Here is a 25,925-nt window from a genome sequence, read left to right as displayed (position 1 = left end):
CATTCAGAAAACCGTACTTTAGCAAATATGATAAAAGGTAATAATTTATGACAACCATACTTTTAGCACGTCATGGCCAAGCATCTTTTGGACAAGAAAACTATGATCAACTCTCAGAGTTGGGCGGTATTCAGGCGCAGATGTTGGGTCAGCACTATGCGACAACCCAGCGCCGTATCGATGCGATATTTACTGGTAGTTTGGTAAGACAACAAGACTCTGCACGGCATTTTTTGGCACGTTATCAATTGTCTGTCGCAGCTGATGATATGCCTGTATTGCCTATCATGAATATGAATGAGCCTAATAGTTATATCCTGCCGCAATTTGATGAGTTTAATCACAAAGATGTATTCATTAAATCTGATCCTGACTTCATGAATAAAGGTGCAATCACGGCTGAGGTGGCTAAGTCAGAGATGCCAGCCACGCGTTTGGCTGAGCTATTTGATCAGGCGATGCAGCGCTGGCATGGTGGCAATAACGATCAGGACTATATTGAGAGTTGGCCGCAGTTTAATGACCGTGCACAGCAAGCGCTTGAACAGGTGCGCGCACAAGTAGCAAGTTTAGGGTTAAGTCGTGACAGTACGGTGTTGGTATTCACCTCAGGTGGTGTCATTGCAGCTATCACTGCACAGCTGCTCAAGCAAGGCAGTCAGACGGCTTATCAGTTGAATAAAAGCTTGGTCAATACTGGGGTAACCTCGGTCACATTCAAAGATCAAAGTACTCGCTTGATGTCACTCAATGAATATAGTCATTTATTCTCTGATGGTAATTCTTTTGTGACGTGGCGTTAAGCTAGCAACCAGTAAATAGAGTTAAAAGCAAGGTAAAGCAGTTACTTAAAATAGTTAGCCACCTTTTATTCGATTAAGATTAGCCGTCGTAATTGTTGAATACTATGAATTTATTTTGATCACTGACAAAATCAACCTATAAATTTGCGATATGATAGATTATTGTTTTGATCTCATGTCGATATGAAAAGGACTGTCCATGCAAAATAGATTGATAAATTTAGTCACTAAAAGCGCTAAACAACGTAAAGACCAGATAATCGGTGCCGTTCAGCCATCACGTTATTTACGAAAATTAAATAAGCAGCAGGTTGGACACGACAAGACTGTACTCATTACAGGGGCGAGTTCAGGTTTGGGTGAAGGTATGGCCAGACTCTTCGCTAAGCTTGGCTACAACCTTGCGATATGTGCTCGTCGTACTGATCGCTTAGAGAGCTTACAGTCAGAACTAGTAGCGGAATATCCTAATATTCGTATTGAGTACCGAGCTTTAGATGTCAGTGACTATGATGCCATATTTGAGGTGTTTGATGCGTTCACTACGGATTTTGGTCATATCGATAAAGTGGTTGTGAATGCAGGTATTGGCGAAAGTCGCCGGATTGGTAAAGGTCGTTTTGAGACGAACCGCCGCACAGTTGAGATTAACTTTATCTCAGCATTGGCGCAATGTGAAGCCGCCATGAATATTTTTCGGGCGCAGAGTAGTGGCCATTTAGTGGTAATATCAAGCATGTCAGCCATTCGTGGAATGCCCAAGCATTTGACAGCCTATGGTGCTAGTAAAGCTGGTTTGGCGCACTTAGCAGAAGGCATTCGTGCTGATATGCTACTAACTAAATTACCTATCAAAGTTTCTACTATTTACCCAGGCTATATTCGCACTGAAATCAATGAAAATGCGAAGCCACTGCCGTTTGAAGTAGATTCTGATACAGGTACCAAGGCAATTGTTGCAGCGATTGAAGCAGGTGTTGACGAAGCTTGTGTACCAAGTTTGCCATGGTCGATCGTGGGACAGGCGATGAGGCATATGCCACTACAGGTGATTAATAAGGTAAACAAGTAGCTAGGGCATGTCATCAATTACCACGTTAGTACATTTAGTGGCCTTAAAATGGCTAAATTTTGCTAAACATCGTCAGTAATTTTGCCAATATGTTCATATTAACGGCAATTTATTCCTTGTTTATCTACAATTTTTCTCATTTTAAGCCTCACAATCTAATTGATGATACGCCCTAAAGTAAACGTATTAAACAGAATAAAAAAAGCCCTTTACCTAATTAGGTAAAGGGCTTTTTTTATTCTTTCTATTTTTAAGTTTACAGCGCTTAAAAATTAAAGGGTTTGAGGATTGTCTGATATATGCTTTTCACGTAGTTTTTGACGCAAGACTTTACCAACAGCACTCTTTGGCAGTTCACTTACGAACTCAATATGACGTGGGCACTTATAACCAGTGAGGTTTTCCAATGCAAATTCTTTAATATCACTTTTGGTGACATTGTTGTCCGCAGGAACGACATAAATTTTAACCGCTTCGCCTTGATGTGCATCAGGGATACCAATGACTGCGCAATCAACAATAGCCTTACAATCTAGCATGACAGATTCGATTTCATTCGGGAAGACGTTGAAGCCTGAGACTAGTACCATGTCTTTTTTGCGATCAAGTAGGGTGATATAGCCTTTTTCATCCATGCTAATAATATCGCCAGTGCGGAAATAACCATCACTGGTAAAGTCATTGCTACTGTCTTTGTTGAAATAGCCTGAAGTGACATTAGGGCCCTTAATGCACATTTCACCCGCTTCATTCAGCCCCATGCGTTTGCCGTTATCATCGACTACGATGACATCAACACTAGGGACTGGTATGCCAATAGTGCCGTTGAATTTACGGTCAGTGATGACGTTGGCAGTACCTGCAGCTACCCCTTCAGTCATACCCCAACCTTCAACCATAGGACAGCCAGTCACTTCAAGCCAGCGTGCTGCTGTCTGTTCAGTCGCAGCCATACCGCCCGCTTGAGTGATACGTAATGAGCTAAAGTTCAAATCTTTAAAGTTTGGCTGATCGAGCAAACCTTTAAATAGGGTATTTACCGCAGGGAAAATATGGAACGGTTGCTTTGATAAAGTTTTGATGAACCCTGGCATATCGCGCGGATTGGGTATCAATATAAAGGTGTAGCCAGAGCGCATACCGAGCAGACTTAGCATAAACGCAAATATATGATATAGCGGTAGGGCCATCACCATATTGATATAGACTTCATTAATATCTGAGGTCACGGGGCGGTACCATGCTTCTGACTGCATGGCAGCAGCAACGATGTTACGTTGAGTTAAAACAGCACCTTTAGACAGTCCAGTCGTTCCGCCCGTATACTGCAGAATGGCTTTTTGTTGCATGGTGGCTTTTGGTGACTGAACAGGTAGGTGCTTACCTTTTTTGAGTACTTCAGGAAACTTAGTAACATGGTACTTAGGATCATTAAGATTATATTTGGGAACAAGTCGTTTAACTTGACGGATAACCGTATTGACCAAGATACCTTTAAGACCCATCATATCGCCCATTTTTGAGAGGACAATGCGCTTGATATTGGTCTCTTCGATGACTTGCTCAAGTGCTTGGGCAAAGTTGTCAACCACAAAAATAACCTGAGCGCCCGAATCATTCAACTGATGGCGCAGTTCACGACCAGTATAAAGTGGATTAATAGGCGTACACACGTATCCTGCGCGCAAAATACCAATCATCGTAGGCAAGTATTGTGGAACGTTTGGCATCATCAATGCCACAACGCTGCCTTTAGGAATGCCTTGTGCTTGTAACCATGCCGCAACCGCCATTGAGGCTTTATCAACATCGCCATAAGTATGAGTAACACCCATACAGATGGTCATAGGATGCATACGGAATCGCTCAAAACATTCCTCATACAGTTCTATAAGACTGGTATATTGATCAGGGTTAATGGTTTTGGGTACGTTTTTTGGATATTGAGCAAGCCAAGGTTTATCTACTGTCATACTTGAAGTCCCTAAGTGTTGAAATAAGTTAAGGTTCTATAAAAAAGTAGTCACATCCGTGTCAACAATATATTATCGCTAAAATAGCAATAAATTGTCGAGTGACATCATAGTGATTCACAGACTGCTAGAATACGGTGGCCTTTACATGTATAAAGTTTTTAACTACAAATTGATTTAACCGCAAAAGGTAAGAATCTGAGTAGATTAAACGGCGGGTTATTTCTTTACTGCCAAAAAAATTGAAGTAACTTATTTTGGTGATACATTAACATAACTACAATTGATTTCGTTATGACAATACAAGAACTTGATAGTTTATACTTAAATTTGATAAAAATAACAATATATGTTGTAACTAATACTGAGATAAACGGTTAAAAAAACTGATAAACGGTTTATTTTCGAGAAATTTGTTAAATTATTATACCAAGTATCTCTCTGGTAAAACAGTTCGCTACATAATTACTTTGACGTCATTGTTACAATTCTGCAATTTTTTTAATAACAATTATTAGCTCTGCACAAAAAAGCGCTCTATATTGATATAGAACGCTTTCTTATTATAGAACTTCTATCTAAGGTTTTGGATTGTCTGATATGTGTTTTTCACGTAGTTTTTGACGCAATACTTTGCCGACATTACTTTTTGGTAGCTCGTCAATGAACTCGATATAACGTGGACATTTGTAGCCAGTCATATTATCTAGAGCAAATTCTTTAATATCACTTTTGGTGACATTTTTATCAGCAGGAACGACATAAATCTTGACGGCTTCGCCTTGATGTTCATCTGGAATACCAATGACTGCGCAATCAACGATAGCATTACAATCCAACATGATAGATTCAATCTCATTCGGGAATACGTTAAAACCTGAGACTAAAATCATGTCTTTTTTGCGATCAAGTAGGGTGATATAGCCTCTTTCATCCATGCTGACAATATCACCAGTACGGAAGTAACCATCATTGGTAAAGTCCTCACTACTGTCTCTATTAAGGTATCCAGAGGTGACATTGGGGCCTTTGATGCACATCTCCCCCGTTTCATTGATAGCAAGACGATTGCCCTCATCATCGACCACAATGATATCAACGCTCGGGAGCGGCAAACCAATAGTGCCATTAAATTTGTGATCCGTCACAATATTAGCCGTGCCTGCTGCCACACCTTCAGTCATACCCCAACCTTCAACCATAGGGCAGCCAGTCACTTCAAGCCAGCGTGCAGCTGTTTGCTCAGTCGCTGCCATACCACCCGCTTGAGAGAGACGCAGGGAACTGAAATTTAAGTTTTTAAAGTTTGGATTATCAAGTAAGCCTTTATACAAAGTATTAACTGCTGGCAATATATGGAATGGTTGCCTTGATAGTGTTTTGACAAATCCTGGTATATCACGTGGATTGGGTACCAATATAAAGGTGTAGCCGGAACGCATGCCTAACATACTGAGCATAAATGCAAATATATGATATAGCGGTAGGGCCATCACCATATTGATATAAACCTCATTAATCTCTGAGGTAATTGGCCGAGTCCATGCTTCTGACTGCAAGGCCGCAGCAACGATATTACGCTGCGACAAAATCGCACCTTTAGACAGTCCAGTCGTTCCACCTGTGTACTGCAAAAATGCTTTTTGACTTAATTGCATGGCTGGTTTATGGAACGGAAGAACTTTACCTTTTTTGAGCACATCAGGGAATTTGGTCAATTCGTGCTTAGGGTCGTTCAGCTTATATTTAGGAACGAGGCGTTTGACCTGACGGATAACTGTATTGACCAAGATACCTTTGAGACCCATCATATCGCCCATTCTTGAGAGGACAATGCGCTTGATATTGGTTTCATCAATGACTTGCTCCAGTGCTTGGGCAAAGTTATCAACCACAAAAATAATCTGCGCACCTGAATCATTCAACTGATGGCGCAATTCTCGACCGGTATAAAGTGGATTAATAGGTGTACATACATATCCTGCGCGTAAAATACCAATCATCGTAGGCAAGTACTGTGGAACGTTTGGCATCATTAGTGCGACGACGCTGCCTTTAGGGATACCTTGTGCTTGTAACCATGCCGCAACTGCCAGTGAGGCTTTATCAACATCACCATAAGTATGAGTCACGCCCATACAGATGCTCATAGGGTGCAAACGAAAGCGATCAAAGCACTCTTCATATAGGTCTATGATGCTGTTGTATCTATCGGGATTGATCGTCTTAGGCACAATATTAGGATAATGGGCAAGCCATGGTTTATTCGGCGTCATAGTCAGCGTCCTTGAAATTTACTATTTAAAGTTGTGATGTGGCAGTCGTATCCGTGTCAATGATGCTCATCAGCGCTGACGTGATCGTTTGCTGTTGAGAGTGATAAATTCTTATCGATTGACTGACTGATGGGTTTGTTTCATTGTTGTATAATGGAATCTAGCTATCATTCAAAAAAATAAATCATTCGAGAGAATGATTTTTAGAAAGTATAATTTATCATTAAGAGCGTTGAAAAAACAGATGCCTTAATAATAAAAAAGTCTATTTTATATGGTTGAAGTATCCAAAAATAAATAGATATCTATTCAACACATTAGCACGAATGTGGCTTAAGGAAATATTGGTTTGCAGCACTGGTCAGTACATAAATTGAGCTCAAATATATAGCTAATATTAAATATATAGAGGTGTGTTTAAAAAATGAGGTAATTTTAATAACTAGACATTAATACCGCAGTATTTAAGGTAGGATAAATTGATGTTTTTTATTAAAAAAACGTCGATAGATAAGCAATGCATTGATTGTACAACCGAGCGTGCTACTCACACATATCAAAAACATGGTCACAATCTGATAGCGAACCGCTTGAGTAGGATCGGCGCCAGCAAGGATTTGACCTGTCATCATACCCGGTAAACTGACAATACCAACGACTAACATTGAGTTTAACGTTGGCGTCATGCCGTTGATGATCGCGGCACGTATAGGCTCGTGTACGGCTTCAAATGGTCGCGCAGATAAGCTGAGCATCATCTCGATGCGCCAGCGTTGCTCATGAAAGGATTCAATCAACTGGTTGCTGGTCAAAGAAATGGCAGTGAGCGAGTTACCCAGTATTAAGCCTAGTATAGGAATGATGAACTGCGGGGTGTACCAAGGCTGCACCCTCAAAATAATAAGAATTGCGATTGCCGTAACGAATACTGCTGAAGTACTGACTGCGATAAACGTATCGGTGAATAAGCCTTTATAGCTACGCTTGACCCGGTTTTTGGCAGCGCTGCCTGCAATTAAGGTCATGATGGTTAAAATGAGGAGTACTTCATACCATTGTTCACGTGCAAAGATCCATGCCAATATCAAACCGATGAAACTAAGCTGGACCACGGTACGAATAGCAGCGGTTAATAGTATCTTAGTGAGATGCAAGCGCAGTTGCCATGATACGAGAAGTACGATGAGAATTAGACTGCTAGCTAAAGCGACATCCCCATAAGTCAGAACCATCTGCATGTCATCCGTATCACTCATAAGTGCTCATTATTGTAATATAAATATAAGATAGGACCAGTCAGTGAAGATATGAAATGAGGGGAGGTGTTGACTGGGTGCTGGTATTAAAAAACTTCGGTTAATACGCCTGCTTGCATATGCCAATGATGATTGGCGAGTGGCATGATATCTTGCGTATCATGAGTGACCCATAGTAATGTGCGCTGCGTATCTAGTTGTAGCCAGCTCAGTAGTAGCTGTACCAGCTGTGCAGAAGTGTCAATGTCTAACGCGGCTGTAGGCTCATCCAGTAATAATACCTGTGGATTTAACTGTAAAAGGCGTAAGGTATTGACCAGTTGCCGCTCACCACCTGATAAGTGATAGGTATCTTGCTGTAAAAAATCAGCGTTTCGTTGCAAGCGTTCGAGCTGTGCGATGTGCCAATCTATATCAAAATCGAGATGCTGATGAGCTTGTAGGCGATAGGGTGTTTTTAGATTGTCAATGACACTGCCTTCTAGCAGTTGCGGGTGCTGTGCGAGCAGAGCAACTTGCGTGCGCCATTGTGTGGGTAATGTATCGTGAATACTCTGAGACGCATTGACATTTGATGCATCGTTTTTTAGGTAGACGTCACCGTTGCTCATTGGCAATAGTCCCGCTAATACTCGTAACAACACAGATTTGCCACTACCAGAAGACCCTGTCAACACCGTGACTTGTCCTGATAGCAATGTACCAGTCACGCCATTTATCAATACTCGCTTATCAGCAGGTAAGATAGGATCTGACCTTACTGTTTTTCTTAGTTTGTCAGACCATTTTTGATAAATATTAGATGGCGTAAAGGGGTTTGTTTGAACGCTAGTGACACTATTAGACACATTGTTAGATGCATTGTCAGAAGAAGATGAGGTCGCTGTACGTCTGCTGTGTACCCAAATATTTTCGAATGTAAGCATAACTTCAAACTCACCCTTATCAACCACACCTTTGTTATGGAGCACGCTCATCTATTAGGATTATTGACTACCCATTTGCTCGCTAATAGCTTGCTCGATAGCACTACGTAATTTCTGTGGCACACGGATAGGGCGCATGGGTGCATTGTTCGCAACGGTAGCATCTGATTTATCATTAGATATAGGCTCTGCTTGAACTTGATTTTGTACACAGGCGATAACGATTTTACCGCTACTTAGTAAACTGTTGCTGCTGTCTGTAGCGGTGCTACCTACCATATGGCGATGAATACTTTGATAAAAAATCATACTGGCAGGTTTCAATTCGACTTTATCGACACGCACGCTGATCACTTCATCTAAGAGAATGGCTCGTTTGTATTGCAAGTCTGCCTGACTCACGACAAAGTGCTGTATATCACCATTGTCCGTCTGTAGAAAATAACCATTCAAACCAAGTTGGCCAAACCAATCACGGCGGCAGTTTTCAAAAAACACCAAATGATTGGCGTGGTAGACTATACCACCGGCATCAGTATGGTTAATATAGACGTTATAATCTTTAGCAAATAATGGCGTCAATGCGGCAGTTGAGTTTTTGCTGTTAGTGGTTGTCATAATCATGCTCAGTATTTTTTATCAGTATAAATAAATAGAAATGGCTCAAAGTTTTTGCTTAATAAAAGAGTAGGGCGTGTCTTCAACTCACTCGTTAGTCATCTAAATGGGCTAAAAATGGCTAAACATCGTCAAATAGCTGGTTAATATCCCGATATTATCTGCGCTATTTTTCTTATTTGACGGCAATTTATCTCATTTTTATCACCATCTTTAAAATGAAGACACGCCTTAGTATTGCCTTTTGAATAAATAACAATACTGCTTTTAATAATAGGGTTTTGACGATAATAAAGCGTCATTCAAAACTATTATAGAAATAACAGTTAATAATAAGAGCTACTCTAGCTTAAGATATCAGGACACGCAATAGTTAGGTTGCTCTGCGTCTGTTATCATATAGTCATTCCACTATAAGAATATTATTGCGTTAACCTTGTTTGAAGTATTTGATATACATCGACACTCGGTTGCCTTGTACTACTTTTAAATTGAATCGACTATAGTGGTTTGTACCTTTTGCCTCTCAACTATTCGTATTAGCACCGTATTTCATCAATCAGTATAGGATAATTTATGACCCGTTTTGTCAGTTTTAATATTAATGGTATTCGTGCTCGCCAACATCAGCTTGAGGCTGTGCGAGACGTCATCGATCCTGATGTGATGGGTCTGCAAGAAACCAAAGTACATGACGAGCAGTTTCCCTTAGAAAACATAGAAAGCTTGGGTTATCACGTAGAGTATTTCGGTCAAAAGGCGCATTATGGTGTTGCACTCTTGTCTAAAGTCGCGCCTATTTTTGTGCAAAAAGGCTTTCCGAGTGAAGAGGAAGAAGCACAAAAGCGTTTTATCCATGCCCGCTATGAGTTTGAAGGCCGTGAAGTCGATGTGCTTAACGGTTATTTTCCGCAAGGAGAAAGCCAAGACCATCCGACCAAATTTCCAATGAAGCGTGCTTATTACGCAGATTTGATGGCTTATATTGATACGTTAAAAGCAGAAGGCCGCTCGCTTGTAATTATGGGTGATATGAATATCGCTCCAGAAGATATCGATATCGGCATCGGTGAAGTCAATGCCAAGCGCTGGCTGAAAAACAGAAAGACTTCATTTTTACCAGAAGAGCGTGAGTGGTATAGTGCATTGATGTCGCGTGAGCTGACAGATACGTATCGTTTGCATTATCCAGAAAGTACTGAGCTTTATAGTTGGTTTGATTACCGCAGTCGTGGTTTCAATGACGAGCCTAAGCGTGGACTGCGTATCGACCATATTTTGTGTACCGCAGACCTAGTTGAAGCATGTGTTGATGCAGGTATCAGCTATGATCTGCGCGCTATGGAAAAACCGTCTGACCATGCGCCAATTTGGTCAGCATTTGACTTAAAAAAATAGTAATACGTTTATATAGTTAATCCTCTATAAATTGGATACGGTGTTAGCTTCGATTGGTCTATTGTTTTTAGTACTTTTACTCAGCTTCCTCGTATCCAAATTATATTGAACAGACTATAGTATTGATCAAAACATAGTCTATAGATCATAATAAGACTTGAACAATAAGGATGTAATGATGGCTGTCGGAAATATTGAAGTACCCAATACGATTTATCCTATCGAAGGTATCAAGCTAAGTGCGACTGCAGCGGGTGTACGCTACAAGGATCGTGACGATCTAGTCGTCATAGAGATAGCGGATAAGGCGACTACTGCAGTTGTTACTACCAAAAATACCTTTTGTGCTGCACCTGTGCGTGTATTGCGCGAACACTTCGCTAAAGCCAGCCCTCGCTACTTGGTGACCAATACAGGCAATGCCAACGCAGGGACGGGCGCTGATGGCAAGCGTCGTGCTATCGATATCTGTGCTGCATTGGCTCATAAAGCTGGTGTGGATAGCAATTCTGTATTACCATTTTCTACAGGCGTCATTGGTGAGCCATTAAATAGCGACGCAGTGATCGAAGGCTTAGACAATGCACTTGCTACTTTAGCCCCTGACAGCTGGCTTGCTGCCGCGAATGGGATTCGTACGACGGATACCATTCCTAAGCTTGCCAGTCAAAAAGTTGATGTAGCTGATACCAGTTATCACATAACAGGTATGTCAAAAGGCTCAGGTATGATACGCCCGAACATGGCAACCATGTTGGGTTACGTGGCGACTGATGCCAATATCGCTGCTGACTTGTTACAAGAAATCCTAAGTGCCATCAATGAGCAGTCTTTTAACCGCATTACTGTCGACGGTGACACCTCTACCAATGATTGCTGTGTATTGATAGCTACTGGCGCTGCTAGCTCAGAGGTAATCGATAGCCCAGAACATCCACATTATCAGTCAGTATTCACGGCGTTGACAGAAGTGTTTGTGCGTTTGGCGCAATTAATCGTGCGTGATGGTGAGGGTGCGACTAAGTTTATGACAGTGAAAGTCACTGGCGGTCAGACGACTAAAGAGTGCTGTGATGTGGCATATGCAGTGGCACATTCACCACTCGTAAAGACTGCTTTCTTTGCCAGTGATGCCAATTGGGGTCGTATATTGGCTGCAGTTGGTTATGCGGGTATCGAAGATTTAGATACAGAGCAAGTCGATGTGTATCTGGATGATGTGATGATTTGCCAAAGTGGTGGTGTTGCGCCTAGCTATACAGAAGAGGCGGGCAAGGCAGTCATGAGTCGTCCTGAGATTACCATTCATATTAATCTTGCACGCGGCGATGCCAGCGATACGGTATATACCTGTGACCTATCTTATGATTACGTTAAGATAAATGCTGATTATCGTAGCTAGAAGTTGTTAGGTGTAAAATTATCGTTGAACAGGTTTACGATTGAGCCAGAGTGACTGTCACTCTGGCTTTTTGCTATCTGACGCTCACTCAGTATCAATTTGCCCTACTAGTTAATACGTGTCATTAACATCAGTTGCAAAAGCTGACGTTACTTTACAAAGCAGTTATAGAGGGATAGAGGGCTCGCACCTTATACTAATTTTAGTAAATAACACACGGCAGGGCTCATAACTCTTGATGACACGTTTCTTTATAACGTACTTGTAGTGCCGTACTTACTACTAAAAAGATTGGCTATTACAAAGGCTAACTATTACAAAGATTAGATGTAAAAAAATAAATTTAAATAAGCTACTTATAAAATAAGCCACTTATAATTAATAACAACTCACTGAGGATTTTATAATGAAAAAATTAGCACTCGCAGCATTGATGACGACTTTTGCACTTTCTGGTTGTTCTACCATGGACAATGAACGTACGATGGTTGTTGAAGGGCAGCCTATGAATGTAAAAGTGGTTAATATTCCAAGTTTTGAAGTAGAAATTGCACCGCGCAAAGCCGTATGTGATTTGACGGCAACTGATGGCTCTATGGTTGAATCTCAGTGCTTGCAGTATCGTCAAACTTATCAGAAAAACTACACCACTTTAAACGGTAACATCCAAGGCTTTACTTATGAGCCTAACTATCGCTATATGCTAGATATACGCCAAGAAGCAATGACTGAAGAAGGCTCTGACGTCGTACAGCCTGTTTGGATCTTAAATAAAGTTATCTCAAAAACTGCTGAGTAACACTTGCTTGGTTTACTGAATGTTCTGTAACTTTACTATAGAAAAGACAATAAAAAAGGCCTCTAACGAATTAGAGGCCTTTTTTATTGTCTTTTTTTAATCAATCATGGAGTAGCTTTAACACTGGCTGTAATTAACGGTAAAGCCGCGGGTTGCCGTAGGAATACGATTATCAGCATAGACAGCAAGTCCGCCACGCGATGTTTCTTTATACTTATCAAGCATATCAGCACCGGTTACTTTCATCGTCTCGATTACTTTATCTAAAGAAACGAAGTGCTGTCCATTACCGCGGCAAGCGAGGCGCGCTGCGTTCACAGCTTTTACGGCACCCATCGCATTGCGCTCGATACAAGGCACTTGTACTAGTCCACCAACAGGATCGCAGGTGAGACCTAGATTATGCTCAATGCCAATTTCGGCAGCATTGAGACATTTGGCAGGATCGCCACCTAGGATTTCAGCTAATGCCGATGCGGCCATCGCGCAGGCTGATCCAACTTCACCTTGACAGCCGACTTCAGCACCAGATATAGAAGCGTTTTGTTTGATTAAGCTACCGATAGCAGTGGCATTTAATAAAAACTTGCGAGCGCCTTCAATGCTGTAAGTTGATAGGAAGTCACGGTAATAATGCATGACAGCAGGAATAATACCTGCAGCGCCATTGGTAGGAGCGGTCACGACATTACCACCATTGGCGTTTTCTTCGTTGACGGCTAGCGCGTATAGATCAATCCAATCCATTGCCGCAAGCTTATCGTTTTTCGTCACAGGTTGGTTTTTTTCAGCGCACAGTTGTAGATGCAGCGCTTGAGCACGACGCTTCACATCTAGGCCACCAGGTAATATACCGCTATTTTGACACCCTCGTGTCACACAATCCTGCATAGAAGCCCAAATAGAATCTAGATAGGCAAATACTTCTGTTTGATTGCGATAGTGACACTCATTGGCCAGTACCAGATCGCTGATGCTTAGACCATGCTGACGGCACTGCTCTAAAAGCTCTCCGGCGCTATTGAATGGGTAAGGAACCACATCAATCGTTGGGCTGGCATGATCTTCATCTGGATTGGTGGCATCTTCTTCATTAATCACAAATCCGCCGCCGACTGAGTAATAAGTCTGCTGATAGTGAGTACCGTCTGTCGATATGGCTCGAAGCATCAAGGCATTGGGGTGATAAGGAAGCACCGTATCGTCATACCAATAAATATCGCGTTCCGTATCAAAGTTAATGGCATGAGTACCCGATACATTCAATGTCTTGTCAGAAAATATAGGCGATAAATAACTACTGGTCATGCGTGTATCAATGGTGCTAGGAGCGTGTCCAAGCAGACCTAGCAAGATGGCAGTATCGGTGGCATGTCCTTTGCCTGTCGCAGCCAAAGACCCATAAAGTTCAATTTCAATCGCTTTAATCGTTGTCAGTTCTTGATGCTTACTTAGTGAAGCCAAAAAAAGATTTGCAGCAAGCATCGGCCCGACGGTATGTGAGCTTGATGGTCCTATGCCGATTTTAAATAAATCAAAAACACTGATCATAATAAGTTACCAAAAGTTTTGAGTGCTTTAGCCTGTTGTATTGATTGCTTTAGGCACTTTTATTGAGAATATGATAGACAGCCACCACCCCTATGCACCGAAAGTAAACGTGTGCAGGGCAACACCTATGAAAGTATGAGCGTAAAGGGGTACAACTGGTGATTGAATAATAACTTTTATTTATTTTGAAACTCCGTTATCATGCTCGGAGTCAACTGCCGTGTAACATCCTGTAAGTTGGTTGTCGCTATAAAGTACGTTGAGTACATAACGGCCGAAATCGTTTTTAGTAGAACATATCCGACCTGATACATCTAGCAAAACATGGTCATCATACCAAATAATACTTTTGGTTTGCCATATTGCAACATAAATGAATGAATTAGGGCGACATATTATAAATGAAAGGATGTGGAGCTTGCTATAGTCATTCCACTATAAAAGCATTACAGCGTTAACCTCGCTTGAAGTATTTGATATACATCTGCACACGGTTGCCTTGTACCACTTTTAAATTGAATCGACTATATTCATCTTTACCTACATATTTTTGTCTACTGAATTCACGATTTGACTCAGTTTTGATTCCATCATTTATTGTCGCCTATTATTTTAGCTCAGCTCACATAGGATAAGCGCATGCCATCTCAAAAAGACCCTTCCTCACATTCAGAAAATAGCGCCCAAGAGCCATCGGCTCACAACGCACTAGAAGCTGCAGGTATTGATTCAGCAGCCATGAGCTATCCAAAAAACCCAGATTTTGAAAACGGTCGTTGGTTTCCAACATGGCGTTCTTATCAGGGTGATTTGGATCGTGATCCAGTTGGTATCAATGAATATCTACCGCCATCAAAAAGTGTATTGCTAGGTGTACAGCATACGTTTGCGATGTTTGGGGCGACGGTACTGGCACCATTGTTAATGGGTTTTGATCCTAACTTGGCTATTTTGATGTCAGGTATCTGTACTGTGATGTTCTTTATGATCACAGGCGGGCGTATGCCAAGTTACTTGGGCTCAAGCTTCGCTTTCATTGGTCCAGTTATTGCTGTTACCGCGTATGCAGGTGCAGGGTTCAATGATAATTTAAGTGTCGCTTTGGGCGGCATTATGGCGTGCGGTATCATCTATTCGTTGATTGGACTGTTGGTGATGAAAACAGGCACCGGCTGGATTGAGCGTCTGATGCCACCTATCGTTACTGGTGCTATCGTGATGATTATTGGTCTTAATTTAGCACCAGTGACTATTCAGGGAGTGTCTAGTAATCAGTTTGATGCTTGGATGGCGACATTGACAGTCATACTGATCAGCGGTGTGGCTGTGTTTACAGGCGGCATGCTGCGTCGCTTACTATTACTGGTCGGTCTGATACTATCGTATCTTGCCTATTTTGTAATGACTAACGTCCTAGGCTTTGGGTCGCCGATTGATTTTAGTAGTGTTGCAGCCGCTTCATGGTTCGGTTTACCAACGATTCATACGCCTAGTTTTGACAAAAACGCCATTATTCTGATTGCGCCTGTGGCCTTTATTTTGGTCGCTGAAAACTTAGGGCATTTTAAGGCCGTCGAAGGCATGACCAAGGCTCGTGTAACGCCTTATATGGGTCGCGCATTTTTTGCAGATGGTTTAGCGACGACTTTTTCAGCAGGATTTGGTGGTACAGGTGTGACCACTTATGCCGAAAATATTGGTGTTATGGCGGTGACTAAAGTATATAGCACGACGATATTTGTTGTAGCGGGTGTGGTTGCCATCATACTTGGGCTATCACCAAAGTTTGGTGCCATCATTCAGACGATACCAGGGGCATTATTGGGCGGCGCGTCCATCGTCGTGTTTGGCTTGATTGCACTTGCAGGTGTGAAAATCTGGATAGACAACCATATTGATTTTAGCAAAAACAGCAACCTGATCATTGCGGCAGTGACTGTCATTATGGGTACCGGTAACTTCAGCTTACACCTAGGTGGTTTTGATTTGGGCGGTATCGGTACAGCTACGTTGGCAGCTATCGTATTAAATGCATTGTTTAATCAAAGTTCTGAGATGAAGGCTGCTAATAAATTATTGGCTAAATAGTCAGCTTCTATACCATTTGGGTTTTACACTTTTAGATCATTCAAGTAAGAAAAAAAGCACCCATGCTATCGATAGCATGGGTGCTTTTTATTGGATGAAATTGCCAAGATTATTTATACTTACGTTTATAAAAGCGTGCAAAAAACCGATAACGGCGTAGGGCGCGTGGTTTGGGCTTTAGTGAGCCTAAATAAATGGCAAACATGGTCAATAAGGCACCGCTCCATTGCAAGGTGTTGATAGGTTTGTCTAGCCAGCTATAGTCAATTATTAATGCGGCCACCGGCTCACTCAACAGAAGTAGCCCTGTTAATGCCAAAGACATTTTAGGGATAGAGTAAGCAATGAGTCCCCATGCCAAGCATTGCATGACGGCTCCATAAATCAGTATCCAACCAATCTCAGACCATGTATTGGGTAATATGTGTCCCATATCAAACACAAACATGGGCACAATCATCGCTAATACGCCACCAATACTCACCAGCTGCATCAATACAAATATGGATGTGGGTTCTGTATCGTGCGTTTTGCGAATAAAGGTCATAGAAGCGGCTAACATGGCTCCTGATAGAATACCAGTGACGAAGCCCCAAATAGCATCTGTGTTATGTGCAAACTCAGGGCTGCCAATCATGGCCACACCCAACATGGCAAGGCATAAGCTGATCAGTTGCAAAATAGACTGACGCTCTGCAAAATACAAAAATCCGATAGCGGCTAAAAAGAAAATCTGTAAGCTATTAAGCAGGGTTGAAATACCAGGTCCGACCGCATAAATACTCTCATGCCATAGCGCCAAATCTAACCCCAAAAATGCCCCTGACAATAAACCATAAATGATGGCACGCCTCGAACGTGGCAAATGTTGCCCTGTTAGTTTGGCCAGTATGGTAAATATGATACCGGAAATGGCCAGCCGCCAAAATGCCATTGCCCAACCGCCCACATCCACATGAGCCACAATCAAACTGCCCAAACCAAAAATGATACAGCCGATGACCAAGCCGATAGATGCAGAGCGCGAAGAGGTCACTGCCATAAATTATCCTTACTTTAATACTTATGACTAAAGTGATGTTACGTTGTTGGAGTGATATCATTTATAGACAATAAAATGATGGTCATAGTACGACAAGCTAATTTGAGTAATGCTCGATTTTATATAAGTCTCACTGTAAACGTTTTGGCTTAAAAAATGAATGCCCTGCTAAGTAATTAGTAAATATTTTTACAGGGAAAACTAAAAACCTATGAGGAAGATAAGATTGCAGTTCATTTTGATGGCTGCACCATAGTATGGTCATGCGAGCCACACTAAGTAGCTATTCGCTATTTATCAATGTGAAGGTTTATAATGATCATAAATCATAAGGGTGTGTCATCAATTAGCACACTAATACATTATTAAGTGCGATATTAGTGCTAAGTGAATTGTCAGCCAGTCGCAAAGGTTTAAAACGCCACCATACTTTTAGCTTAGGGTTATTTATGCGTCAACGTTCTTTGTCTTTTTTGCCACTACCTGCTTTAGTCCGTTTCTGGTCATCTCCAAAATATGCGCTTTACCTTTGTCTTGGGATTTTATTAGCCATTGTGATGGGTATGCCCGCGCATGCTGCAAGTTGTAAATTGCCCAAGAGCTATTATAAAAACGTCTCTTGTACGTCAAGTAGCGGTTATTTTTTGGCAATAAAAGATTTCGGTGCGCCAGTGGCTTTGATTAATAGTAAAGGTAAAGCTGTCGTTGATTTATCACGCTATCAAGAGATTAAGGCAGATAAAATTGCTGGCGGCCTAATCCCTGTCCAACGTAGCAACAAAGTTGGTTACATCAATATGCAGGGTCGTGAGGTTGTACCAGTCGTTTATGACCTATTAGGCGAGTCAGCAGGCTGGGCAAGAGGAGTCTCGGAAGGCCGTATCGTCGTGAAAAAAAATGGTAACTATGGAGTAATTAACACCGCCAATAAAACCATTGTGCCATTTTCGGCAGCGATTAGTGATATCGATGATTATCGAGGTGGCGTAGCTCGCGTCAATAAAAGCCGAGCAATCAGTTGGTTGGACAAAAACGGCAACACGACCAGTGATCCAAATGGCAAAGATGGTGATGAACCCTCTTCATCAGAATCTAATTCTGCCCAATCCGGTCTTGCCCAATCAAAGACAGCACCTCTCAATCGTTTTACGACATTGCAGCCGAGCCAACAAGATGGCAAGTGGGGATTTGTCGATGACAATAACGTGATTATGATTACGTATTCGTTTGATGAGGTGCAGTCGTTTTCCGAAGGCTTAGCTGGCGTACGAATTGGTAAAGACTGGGGCTTTCTCAGTCTTGGTGGTGAGCTTGTAATTCCGTTTCGTTTTTCTGATAGCGGTGTGTCTGCTAATGATAGCTACAAGGGCAAGCCTGCGTTTGTATTTACGGAGGGTAAGGCATGGATTGGCAATCTAAAAAATGGCAATAAGATGTGCATTGATAAAGAAGGGACTAGTATCAGTTGTGAGTAGAGGCTGCCCTTATGTTTAAAGACACATGTAAAATATTTAGGTCGTATCCTAGCAATAAAAAAGAGTGTAGCCCTATGAGTTGATGATAGGCTTTACACTCTTTTTTATGTGAAGCCGTTAAGCTACTATGGCGTGTCTTCAATTCACTCGATAGTCATCTAAATGGGCTAAAAATGGCTAAATCTTGCCAAACATCGTCAAATAGCTGGTTAATATCCCGATATTATCTGCGCTATTTTTCTTGTTTGACGGCAATTTATCTCATTTTTATCACCATTTTTGAAATGAAGACACGCCCTAGTGCTTTAAAAAACTATTTTTCTAATAAGTGCGAGCCAATCAAATCAACCATATATGGCTGGTAGTACTCAGGAATGTCATGTGCCATTCCTTCGATTAGATGGAATGTGGCATTAGGAATGGTCTTGGCAACGACTCGGCCCTGTGACGCAGGAATTAAGCCATCTGCGCTACCATGTAGCACGATAGTCGGTGCTTTGACTTGTTTGCTAAATCGGCTGATAGAACCTGATGCCAAAATAGCGTTGAGCTGTTGCACCGTACCGAGCGGATGAAAATTGCGTTGATAGCGAATTTTGGCAATTTCACGCACCATACGCACATTGACATGTCCAGGTGTGCCGACTGTCTTCATAAACCAGACACTATGACGCACAATATCACGCTCAGAATGGCTTTCAGGACGATTAATGAGTGTATATAGCTGCTTTGGTTTTGGTGGTTTTAAGAAGGCACGGTTGGTCGTGGTAAACATCAATGCCATGCGTTGTACTAGGCTCGGATAACGTGCCGCCACGATTTGAGCAATCATACCACCCATAGATGCACCTAGAATGTGTGTTTTACCCAACTGCAGTGCCTTAATCAAGCGCACGGTATCCTCTGCCATATCAGTCAAATTATAAGCAACTTGCGTGCTCTTATTAGACAGACCTGTTTGCAAACGCATCATCATTTTTAGCTGACTGATACGCGGTAGGCCTTCAATCTGAACTTTAGAGGACAAGCCAATATCACGATTATCAAAACGAATCACAAAGAATCCCGCATCAATAAGGCGCTTGATGAAGCTATCTGGCCAAAATATCATCTGTGAGCCAAGCCCCATAATCATTAGCAGTGGTGGATTATTAGGATTACCACCAGCCTCGACACAGAGTTCAATCCCGTCACCGATGTTAATCATCGATTGATACAGGTGTTTGCTCAAGTCAGAATCGCACCATTGATGCGCGCCAAACTTTTGCCATTCAGCAGTGGGGTAGTTCCCTACGCTGTCATCAAGGCTTACAGATGGTTTGGCACTTACTTTGGCATTATTGATATCATTTGATATAGTCATGAAGTGTCCTAATTAACGAGTCGTCTACTACAGCTCAATCATCTCAAAATCAAGCTTGCCTACACCGCACTCTGGGCACGTCCAGTCATCAGGGATGTCATCCCATTTGGTACCTGGTGCGATTCCTTCTTCTGGGCAGCCGAGCTCTTCATCATATATCCAGCCACAGACAATACATTCATAACGTTTCATAAATAGTCCTATCGATCATTACTAGTGTTACAGTGCGCTATTGACACTTATATTTGGGATTACAGTCATTATATTAGACTGCGAAAGCGCACGTAGTTTAGCATATAACCGTGATTTTCGTAGTTAAGTTTACACTTGTATATTGAGATTGCTTTGCTTGTATCAATAAGGATGTTTGTTCTGTCCCGAATTGAGAAGCGACGAGCCTCAGAGCCTAGCCTAGATGCTAATATCGATTATGCTATAATGACTGCCACTAAACTCACCGTATTAGCCATCATTTATCGTTGATATATTATCGTCCAGTTACTATTCAGTTATTGTCTAAGTCATATAAGCTAAGGGTTGTCCATGAGCACTAGTGCCGCTGCTACATCTACAAACACCGAAAACGAGCCGTCTAATATGCTCAATACCGATCATCCATTTTGGCAAGTTATTCGCACAGTACCAAACTTCCCAAAAGTTGGCATTGATTTTTATGATATTACACCGTTACTACGCAGTCATATCAACGAGGTCATTGATGCATTACTTGCCGTACTGCCAGAAGGGTTGATGGACGAGGTAGATTGTTTTGGGGCTGTAGAAGCACGTGGGTTTGTTTTTGCAAGTTTGCTGGCAGGTCGATTGGGCAAAGGTATGATTTTGCTACGTAAACCCGGTAAGCTGCCACCACCTGTTGCAAATAAAGCCTATGCTTTAGAGTATGGTAAAGATACGCTGGAAATGCAAAACAATTTGCCACCTGAGCGTGTATTACTGGTTGACGACATCTTAGCGACTGGTGGTACGTTAACCACGGCTTATGAGCTGTGCCGCTCAGCAGAACATACTGTCGTCGGCGCTTTGGTATTGCTAGACTTGGTTGATTTGCATGGTGAGTTTCCAGTACCGACTTATACGGTGTTGAAAGCTTAGCAGTAGTATTTACAAGCTAAAATAAACGCTAAGTATTTAAAATAAAAAAGCGCGCTGAATAATATCAGCGCGCTTTTTTATTTTAAGCGGTCTCTTTGGTTTGCTCGTAGTTTTCACAAGCTTGCTCTACCAATGTCCGTCCGACTGTATTGGGTGTCGTGGTTTTAAAGTCTTTGGTGGTTAGTATTGGCTTTTCTGACTGCCAAGAGGCCAGTACTTTATCTTTAGCCCCGTAGTTCACATAGGCACGTCTGTAGTAACTGGCATCTTTGCAAGAGATTAGTAGTTGCTGGTCGCTATGATGAATATTGTCTTTTTTTGCTTTGTCTTTCTTGACGTTGTCTTTTTTTGCGTTATCTTCTTTTGGCTCATTCGTTTGTGTAGGATAGGTTCGACGAATAGACACGGTAATATTTTCGACGTCTTTTTCGTCTATGATATTGATGTCGGAGCCTTCGATAGATTCCAAGTCTAAGCTAAAAATTGATCCAGTTTGACTCTCTGATACTTTTGACCAGTCCACTGCATGCGCACTGACTGCGAGAGCACCGCTTACTAATAACATTGATAGCCGCTTCATAATCAAGCCTTGCTTCTGGTTGTTGGAAATGGGCCATAATAGCCAACTTGCTATTAGCAGGCAACTTTCTTTTATTGCCTGTTGTTACAGTTTGCAGAGTATTATCGCTATTAGTGGCTGCGTCAGTGACTGCATCAGTGATTGTGAATCTTAACTTCGTGTCTTAACTGCGTATAGTCGCTAGCATCTTAGCAAGCTCATCACGCGCATTGATAAAACCATCGATACCTTTTGGTAGTAAGTCTTGTGTGACCGTATCTTTTTGATAGGCTGCACTGAACTCTTCGTGGGTCAAGCTCACACGGGTCATATCTGCCATATCCAATGACATGCTCGATGACAGCTGCTGCACGACTTCAGTGTCCATCGCTGCGAGTTCATCAATGAGATTAGGTGCAATGGTCAATAGGTCACAACCTGCTAGCGCCAGTATCTGCTCTGTTGAGCGGAAACTTGCACCCATGACTTGGGTATAATAGTCATGCTGTTTGTAGTATTGGTAGATACGCTTCACTGACTGTACGCCCATGTCGTCAGAGGCTGGCACGTTTTGGCGATTCTGTTGGCGTTTTTGCCAGTCTAGAATACGGCCCACGAATGGTGATATCAGTGTTACGCCAGCATCGGCACAGGCAATCGCTTGGTGCTGTCCAAACAATAGTGTCAGATTACAGTGGATATTTTGGGTCTCAAGATAGCGTGCGGCTTCAATGCCTTGCCAAGTCGCGGCCATCTTAATCAACACACGGTCTGAGTTGATACCTGCCTTTTGGTAAGCATCCATAAACGCTAAGGCTTTATCAATCGTCGCTTGAGTGTCATAAGACAAGCGGGCATCGACTTCGGTAGATACTCGGCCTTCGATGAGTTCTAGAATATCACAGCCGATCTGAATGGTAAGTGCGTCAATCACAGCATCTATATCGCCATTATGGCGGCTCATGGTTTCTGATAGCATGCCTTGATTGTCAGGATGGATGAGTGCCTTGGTGATTAAGCTTGGGTTGGTGGTTGCATCGATAGGTTTTAGACGCGCAATGGCGGTAAGGTCTCCGGTATCAGCGACAATGGTGGTCATGGTACGAAGCTGTTGTAATGCGTTCATCTAATGTCCTTTATTTTTCAATTTATAATGCCATTTATTAATTGGTTGTTTTCTTATTTATAGTGCTATCTGTTGTTGGTTTTAAACTGTAACACAGTTTTGAGCCAATATTGCCCCATAGTTTGACCGTGCATTTCTGTCATATCTTATAACTTTGCTAATATTCGCGGGTTTACACGTATTTACACATGGGCACTGACCATAGTTTTTGTTATAGTAGAGCGGGTCAGTGGTTTGGCCGCTACATTTGCTAGCTGACGTGTCGTTGGCCTGTCGTAACAGTGCTAGACAGGTTTAGGCAGTTAACGTGTTTTTGATAGATTATTCGATGGAATTTTATTTATCTTAAGCATTATTGCTAGAATGCTTTATCTCAATAACGATAACTTCATAGCTGCTACCTAAACGTTTATGAATTTTGACGATACGCCAAGCATTTAGAACCAATATATTAGTATTTATTAGCAGTACCTAACAGTTATAAAACTCAGTAATAATATTAGAAAAAGGATGGGCGGTAATGAGTGAGCAGTCACCAGAGCAAAATATAGACAACCTAAATCAGGGCATTGCAGGCACTAGCGATACCGCGACTGAAAAAGAGTTTTTGAATAATATCCGTCAAAACATCGATGCAGTAGACTGCGAAATTCAGACGTTGATCAATAATCGTGCCAAGCTGGCTCAGCAAGTGGCTGCAGTCAAGAAAAACCATATTGCTAATAGCTCTGCGACCGAAAGTAGCAATCCCATTTTTTATCGCCCTGAGCGCGAAGCGCAAGTGCTAAAAGCCGTCATGGAGCGTAACGCGGGCCCAATCGCTGATGAAAAGATGGCACGTTTGTTCCGTGAAATCATGTCAGTTTGCTTAGATTTAGAAGCGCCGCAACGCATTGCGTTCTTGGGACCTGTTGGCACCTTTACGCATGCTGCCGCGCTCAAACATTTTGGCAAGGCTGCTGATACGGTACCGATGACGACCATTACTGATGTGTTCCGTGAAGTGGAAGCGGGTACAGCGATGTATGGTGTGGTACCTGTTGAAAACTCTTCAGAAGGTGTGGTCAACCATACTTTAGATGGCTTCTTATCGTCTACCTTAAAGATCATTGGTGAAGTTGAGCTGCCTATTCATCAGAACTTCTTGGTCGCTGAACACACTAAGGTAGAGGCGCTAAGCCGTATCTATTCTCATCAGCAATCATTGGCACAGTGTCGTCATTGGCTCGATGTGAATTTCCCTAATGTTGAGCGTGTTGCTGTATCGAGTAATGGTGAAGCAGCACGTCGTCTGAAAAACGAATGGCACTCAGCTGCGATTGCCGGTGATGTAGCGGCGGCAGAGTATGACCTACATAAGCTCTACTCAAACATCGAAGACAATCCAAGTAATACCACACGTTTCCTCATCATTGGTCATGAAGCGATTGCGCCATCAGGACAAGACAAAACCTCTATCGTCGTCTCTGCCCATGATAAAGCAGGTGCGCTAATCGAGATACTCAAGCCATTGTCTTATCATGGCGTGTCTATGACCAGTATCGAAACACGTCCTGAACGTCCTAATAAGTGGGCATACGTTTTCTTTATTGATATGGACGGTCATATTGACAATCCAAATGTCAGCGCTGCCATCAACGATATCCGTCCATTAGTGAAGGATTTACGCGTGTTGGGCTCATATCCAAAAGCAGTATTATAAATTTCTTAAGCGCTATCGTTATACGCTATTGTCTTTAAGCTATTGCCTTTAAGTCGTAGCGTATAACAACTGGCCACCACTAAGATTCACAGGCTTAACCCATAATAGATGCGTTCTCACATCTAAGGATAAATCATGCAATCATCTCAGTCGATAGAGTCAAGCTTGTCACCGCTTGTACCTGCCTATGCCAGTATTTTATCATTGGCACCTTATCAGACAGGCAAGCCAGTAGAAGAACTCACGCGTGAATATGGCATCTCAGATGTGGTGAAGCTTGCGAGTAATGAGAATCCAGTAGGGTGCTCGCCGAAGGTCACGCTAGCGATTACTGAGCAACTAGGTCAGTTGGCACGCTATCCTGATGGTAATGGTTACTATCTCAAGCAAGCATTGGCTGATTTTAATGATGTGAATGTCGACCAAATCACCTTGGGTAATGGCTCTGATGATTTGCTTGATATCTTGGCGCGTAGCTTTGTTGGTGCTGGTGATGCCATCGTTTATAGTCAATATGCCTTTGTGGTGTATTCGATGCTAGCGAAGATGCAGGGTGCTATGGATGTTGAAGTACCTGCACAGCGCTTTGGTCATGATCTAAAAGCGATGAGCCAAGCAGTTCAAGACAATCCTAATACTAAGCTCGTGTTCATTGCTAATCCTAATAACCCAACGGGTACTCAGCTTGCGCATAAAGAGTTGCATGCGTTTGTGGCGAGTGTGCCAAGCTCAGTCTTGGTGGTGCTAGATGAAGCCTATATCGAGTACAGCCCTGAAAGTAACAATCGGGCGCTGCTCGACGAGTTTGATAATGTCGTCATCGTACGTACTTTCTCCAAAGCGTATGGATTGGCTGGCTTGCGCGTAGGTTACGCACTGAGCTCAGTCGCCGTTGCTGATCTACTGAACCGTATTCGTCAGCCATTTAATGTCAGTCGTATCGGTTTGGCAGCCGCAGCCGCCGCACTTGCAGATCAGGACTTTATTGAAAGAACGCGTCTGATGAATGATGAGCAAATGCGTTGGTTGGAAAAGCAGTTTGATGCGCTAGGGTTAGGGTTTATCAAGTCACATGCTAACTTTATTATGGTAAAAATAGAGGTTGAAATGGAAGACATAACTGCTGCTTCTATCCATGAAGCGTTACTAGAGCAAGGTGTTATCATCCGTCCATTAGCTGCTTATGGTCTACATAACTGGCTACGTATCACTGTTGGTTTAGCAGAAGACAATCTACGCTTGATCGATACGTTACGCTCTATTTTAACTGACGATTAAATAATAAATACTATTCGTGTATTTTTAAAGTAAGTCAAACTATCCTTAGCTTTATAACAAGCACGTGAGTTTTTTTGAAACTGATATATCTAAACGGACGTTAAT

At 42.2% G+C, this 25,925-nt stretch carries 21 protein-coding genes; 10 read left to right on the top strand and 11 right to left on the bottom strand.

Annotated elements, in window-relative coordinates; translation table 11 throughout:
- Positions 1-47 precede the first annotated feature (47 nt).
- Both DFP82_RS06400 and DFP82_RS06395 read left to right on the top strand, forming a co-directional pair.
- Complete coding sequence (locus tag DFP82_RS06400) at positions 48-803, top strand: histidine phosphatase family protein (protein WP_110922905.1); 756 nt, start codon at positions 48-50, stop codon at positions 801-803.
- 199 nt (positions 804-1,002) lie between these two features.
- Complete coding sequence (locus DFP82_RS06395; RefSeq protein ID WP_110922904.1) at positions 1,003-1,875, top strand: SDR family oxidoreductase; 873 nt, start codon at positions 1,003-1,005, stop codon at positions 1,873-1,875.
- A gap of 272 nt (positions 1,876-2,147) precedes the next feature.
- Here DFP82_RS06395 and DFP82_RS06390 read toward each other — a convergent pair whose 3' ends face one another.
- From DFP82_RS06390 to DFP82_RS06370, 5 genes are all read right to left on the bottom strand, one after another.
- Positions 2,148-3,848 (bottom strand): AMP-binding protein, encoded by a 1,701-nt coding sequence (locus DFP82_RS06390; protein ID WP_110922903.1) that lies wholly within the window; start codon positions 3,846-3,848, stop codon positions 2,148-2,150.
- Positions 3,849-4,426: 578 nt separating this feature from the next.
- Positions 4,427-6,124: an AMP-binding protein gene (locus DFP82_RS06385; protein ID WP_110922902.1), complete on the bottom strand. Its 1,698-nt coding sequence runs from the start codon at positions 6,122-6,124 to the stop codon at positions 4,427-4,429.
- Positions 6,125-6,588: 464 nt separating this feature from the next.
- A complete protein-coding gene (locus tag DFP82_RS06380; RefSeq protein WP_110922901.1) occupies positions 6,589-7,380 on the bottom strand; it encodes an ABC transporter permease in 792 nt (263 codons plus the stop codon).
- Between the two features lie 86 nt (positions 7,381-7,466).
- Positions 7,467-8,306: an ABC transporter ATP-binding protein gene (locus tag DFP82_RS06375; protein ID WP_181416261.1), complete on the bottom strand. Its 840-nt coding sequence runs from the start codon at positions 8,304-8,306 to the stop codon at positions 7,467-7,469.
- A 60-nt stretch (positions 8,307-8,366) separates the two neighbouring features.
- A complete protein-coding gene (locus tag DFP82_RS06370; RefSeq protein ID WP_181416260.1) occupies positions 8,367-8,924 on the bottom strand; it encodes a thioesterase family protein in 558 nt (185 codons plus the stop codon).
- A gap of 576 nt (positions 8,925-9,500) precedes the next feature.
- Here DFP82_RS06370 and xthA point away from each other — a divergent pair.
- The 3 genes from xthA (at position 9,501) to DFP82_RS06355 (ending at position 12,523) form a co-directional block, all read left to right on the top strand.
- Positions 9,501-10,322: an exodeoxyribonuclease III gene (gene xthA, locus DFP82_RS06365; protein WP_110922898.1), complete on the top strand. Its 822-nt coding sequence runs from the start codon at positions 9,501-9,503 to the stop codon at positions 10,320-10,322.
- 178 nt (positions 10,323-10,500) lie between these two features.
- Positions 10,501-11,724: a bifunctional glutamate N-acetyltransferase/amino-acid acetyltransferase ArgJ gene (gene argJ, locus DFP82_RS06360; protein ID WP_110922897.1), complete on the top strand. Its 1,224-nt coding sequence runs from the start codon at positions 10,501-10,503 to the stop codon at positions 11,722-11,724.
- A gap of 406 nt (positions 11,725-12,130) precedes the next feature.
- Positions 12,131-12,523 carry a DUF4377 domain-containing protein gene (locus DFP82_RS06355; RefSeq protein WP_110922896.1) on the top strand — a complete coding sequence of 131 codons (393 nt, stop codon included), beginning with the start codon at positions 12,131-12,133 and terminating at the stop codon, positions 12,521-12,523.
- 117 nt (positions 12,524-12,640) lie between these two features.
- On the opposite strand, the gene DFP82_RS06350 is transcribed toward DFP82_RS06355, so the two are convergent.
- Positions 12,641-14,074 (bottom strand): L-serine ammonia-lyase, encoded by a 1,434-nt coding sequence (locus DFP82_RS06350; protein WP_110922895.1) that lies wholly within the window; start codon positions 14,072-14,074, stop codon positions 12,641-12,643.
- A 738-nt stretch (positions 14,075-14,812) separates the two neighbouring features.
- Between DFP82_RS06350 and DFP82_RS06345 the strand changes: the two genes are divergently transcribed.
- On the top strand, positions 14,813-16,162 hold the full coding sequence (locus DFP82_RS06345; protein WP_425450597.1) for a solute carrier family 23 protein: 1,350 nt from the start codon (positions 14,813-14,815) through the stop codon (positions 16,160-16,162).
- Between the two features lie 109 nt (positions 16,163-16,271).
- On the opposite strand, the gene DFP82_RS06340 is transcribed toward DFP82_RS06345, so the two are convergent.
- Entirely contained in the window at positions 16,272-17,204 is a 933-nt protein-coding gene (locus DFP82_RS06340) for a DMT family transporter (protein ID WP_110922893.1), read from the bottom strand.
- Between the two features lie 449 nt (positions 17,205-17,653).
- On the opposite strand from DFP82_RS06340, the gene DFP82_RS06335 reads away from it, so the two are divergent.
- A complete protein-coding gene (locus tag DFP82_RS06335; RefSeq protein WP_110922892.1) occupies positions 17,654-18,679 on the top strand; it encodes a WG repeat-containing protein in 1,026 nt (341 codons plus the stop codon).
- Positions 18,680-18,992: 313 nt separating this feature from the next.
- Here the strand turns inward: DFP82_RS06335 and DFP82_RS06330 are convergent, their stop codons facing one another.
- Together DFP82_RS06330 and DFP82_RS06325 are read right to left on the bottom strand one after the other, a co-directional pair.
- Positions 18,993-20,042 carry an alpha/beta fold hydrolase gene (locus DFP82_RS06330; RefSeq protein ID WP_110922891.1) on the bottom strand — a complete coding sequence of 350 codons (1,050 nt, stop codon included), beginning with the start codon at positions 20,040-20,042 and terminating at the stop codon, positions 18,993-18,995.
- Positions 20,043-20,069: 27 nt separating this feature from the next.
- Complete coding sequence (locus DFP82_RS06325; RefSeq protein ID WP_110922890.1) at positions 20,070-20,234, bottom strand: rubredoxin; 165 nt, start codon at positions 20,232-20,234, stop codon at positions 20,070-20,072.
- 405 nt (positions 20,235-20,639) lie between these two features.
- Here DFP82_RS06325 and DFP82_RS06320 point away from each other — a divergent pair, with 405 nt between their 5' ends.
- Positions 20,640-21,155 (top strand): adenine phosphoribosyltransferase, encoded by a 516-nt coding sequence (locus DFP82_RS06320; protein ID WP_425450596.1) that lies wholly within the window; start codon positions 20,640-20,642, stop codon positions 21,153-21,155.
- A gap of 82 nt (positions 21,156-21,237) precedes the next feature.
- Here the strand turns inward: DFP82_RS06320 and DFP82_RS06315 are convergent, their stop codons facing one another.
- Both DFP82_RS06315 and DFP82_RS06310 read right to left on the bottom strand, forming a co-directional pair.
- Positions 21,238-21,735 carry a hypothetical protein gene (locus DFP82_RS06315; RefSeq protein ID WP_110922888.1) on the bottom strand — a complete coding sequence of 166 codons (498 nt, stop codon included), beginning with the start codon at positions 21,733-21,735 and terminating at the stop codon, positions 21,238-21,240.
- Positions 21,736-21,898: 163 nt separating this feature from the next.
- Positions 21,899-22,840 (bottom strand): transaldolase, encoded by a 942-nt coding sequence (locus DFP82_RS06310; RefSeq protein ID WP_110922887.1) that lies wholly within the window; start codon positions 22,838-22,840, stop codon positions 21,899-21,901.
- Between the two features lie 520 nt (positions 22,841-23,360).
- Between DFP82_RS06310 and pheA the strand changes: the two genes are divergently transcribed.
- On the top strand, positions 23,361-24,542 hold the full coding sequence (pheA, locus tag DFP82_RS06305) for a prephenate dehydratase (protein WP_110922886.1): 1,182 nt from the start codon (positions 23,361-23,363) through the stop codon (positions 24,540-24,542).
- Positions 24,543-24,677: 135 nt separating this feature from the next.
- Positions 24,678-25,820: a histidinol-phosphate transaminase gene (gene hisC / locus DFP82_RS06300; RefSeq protein WP_110922885.1), complete on the top strand. Its 1,143-nt coding sequence runs from the start codon at positions 24,678-24,680 to the stop codon at positions 25,818-25,820.
- The last annotated feature ends 105 nt before the right edge of the window (positions 25,821-25,925 follow it).

It is taken from the genome of Psychrobacter fozii, from assembly GCF_003217155.1.
Lineage (GTDB): Bacteria > Pseudomonadota > Gammaproteobacteria > Pseudomonadales > Moraxellaceae > Psychrobacter > Psychrobacter fozii.
Note: the sequence above shows the minus strand (reverse complement) of the source record. Positions and strands in the feature narration are given on the sequence as shown.

Excerpts from the sequence above, each read along its gene's own strand:
- DFP82_RS06400 (WP_110922905.1), top strand. The coding sequence starts at position 48 with ATGACAACCATACTTTTAGCACGTCATGGCCAAGCATCTTTTGGACAA.
- DFP82_RS06395 (WP_110922904.1), top strand. The coding sequence starts at position 1,003 with ATGCAAAATAGATTGATAAATTTAGTCACTAAAAGCGCTAAACAACGT.
- DFP82_RS06390 (WP_110922903.1), bottom strand. The coding sequence starts at position 3,848 with ATGACAGTAGATAAACCTTGGCTTGCTCAATATCCAAAAAACGTACCC.
- DFP82_RS06385 (WP_110922902.1), bottom strand. The coding sequence starts at position 6,124 with ATGACGCCGAATAAACCATGGCTTGCCCATTATCCTAATATTGTGCCT.
- DFP82_RS06380 (WP_110922901.1), bottom strand. The coding sequence starts at position 7,380 with ATGAGTGATACGGATGACATGCAGATGGTTCTGACTTATGGGGATGTC.
- DFP82_RS06375 (WP_181416261.1), bottom strand. The coding sequence starts at position 8,306 with ATGCTTACATTCGAAAATATTTGGGTACACAGCAGACGTACAGCGACC.
- DFP82_RS06370 (WP_181416260.1), bottom strand. The coding sequence starts at position 8,924 with ATGACAACCACTAACAGCAAAAACTCAACTGCCGCATTGACGCCATTA.
- xthA (WP_110922898.1), top strand. The coding sequence starts at position 9,501 with ATGACCCGTTTTGTCAGTTTTAATATTAATGGTATTCGTGCTCGCCAA.
- argJ (WP_110922897.1), top strand. The coding sequence starts at position 10,501 with ATGGCTGTCGGAAATATTGAAGTACCCAATACGATTTATCCTATCGAA.
- DFP82_RS06355 (WP_110922896.1), top strand. The coding sequence starts at position 12,131 with ATGAAAAAATTAGCACTCGCAGCATTGATGACGACTTTTGCACTTTCT.
- DFP82_RS06350 (WP_110922895.1), bottom strand. The coding sequence starts at position 14,074 with ATGATCAGTGTTTTTGATTTATTTAAAATCGGCATAGGACCATCAAGC.
- DFP82_RS06345 (WP_425450597.1), top strand. The coding sequence starts at position 14,813 with ATGAGCTATCCAAAAAACCCAGATTTTGAAAACGGTCGTTGGTTTCCA.
- DFP82_RS06340 (WP_110922893.1), bottom strand. The coding sequence starts at position 17,204 with ATGGCAGTGACCTCTTCGCGCTCTGCATCTATCGGCTTGGTCATCGGC.
- DFP82_RS06335 (WP_110922892.1), top strand. The coding sequence starts at position 17,654 with ATGCGTCAACGTTCTTTGTCTTTTTTGCCACTACCTGCTTTAGTCCGT.
- DFP82_RS06330 (WP_110922891.1), bottom strand. The coding sequence starts at position 20,042 with ATGACTATATCAAATGATATCAATAATGCCAAAGTAAGTGCCAAACCA.
- DFP82_RS06325 (WP_110922890.1), bottom strand. The coding sequence starts at position 20,234 with ATGAAACGTTATGAATGTATTGTCTGTGGCTGGATATATGATGAAGAG.
- DFP82_RS06320 (WP_425450596.1), top strand. The coding sequence starts at position 20,640 with ATGCTCAATACCGATCATCCATTTTGGCAAGTTATTCGCACAGTACCA.
- DFP82_RS06315 (WP_110922888.1), bottom strand. The coding sequence starts at position 21,735 with ATGAAGCGGCTATCAATGTTATTAGTAAGCGGTGCTCTCGCAGTCAGT.
- DFP82_RS06310 (WP_110922887.1), bottom strand. The coding sequence starts at position 22,840 with ATGAACGCATTACAACAGCTTCGTACCATGACCACCATTGTCGCTGAT.
- pheA (WP_110922886.1), top strand. The coding sequence starts at position 23,361 with ATGAGTGAGCAGTCACCAGAGCAAAATATAGACAACCTAAATCAGGGC.
- hisC (WP_110922885.1), top strand. The coding sequence starts at position 24,678 with ATGCAATCATCTCAGTCGATAGAGTCAAGCTTGTCACCGCTTGTACCT.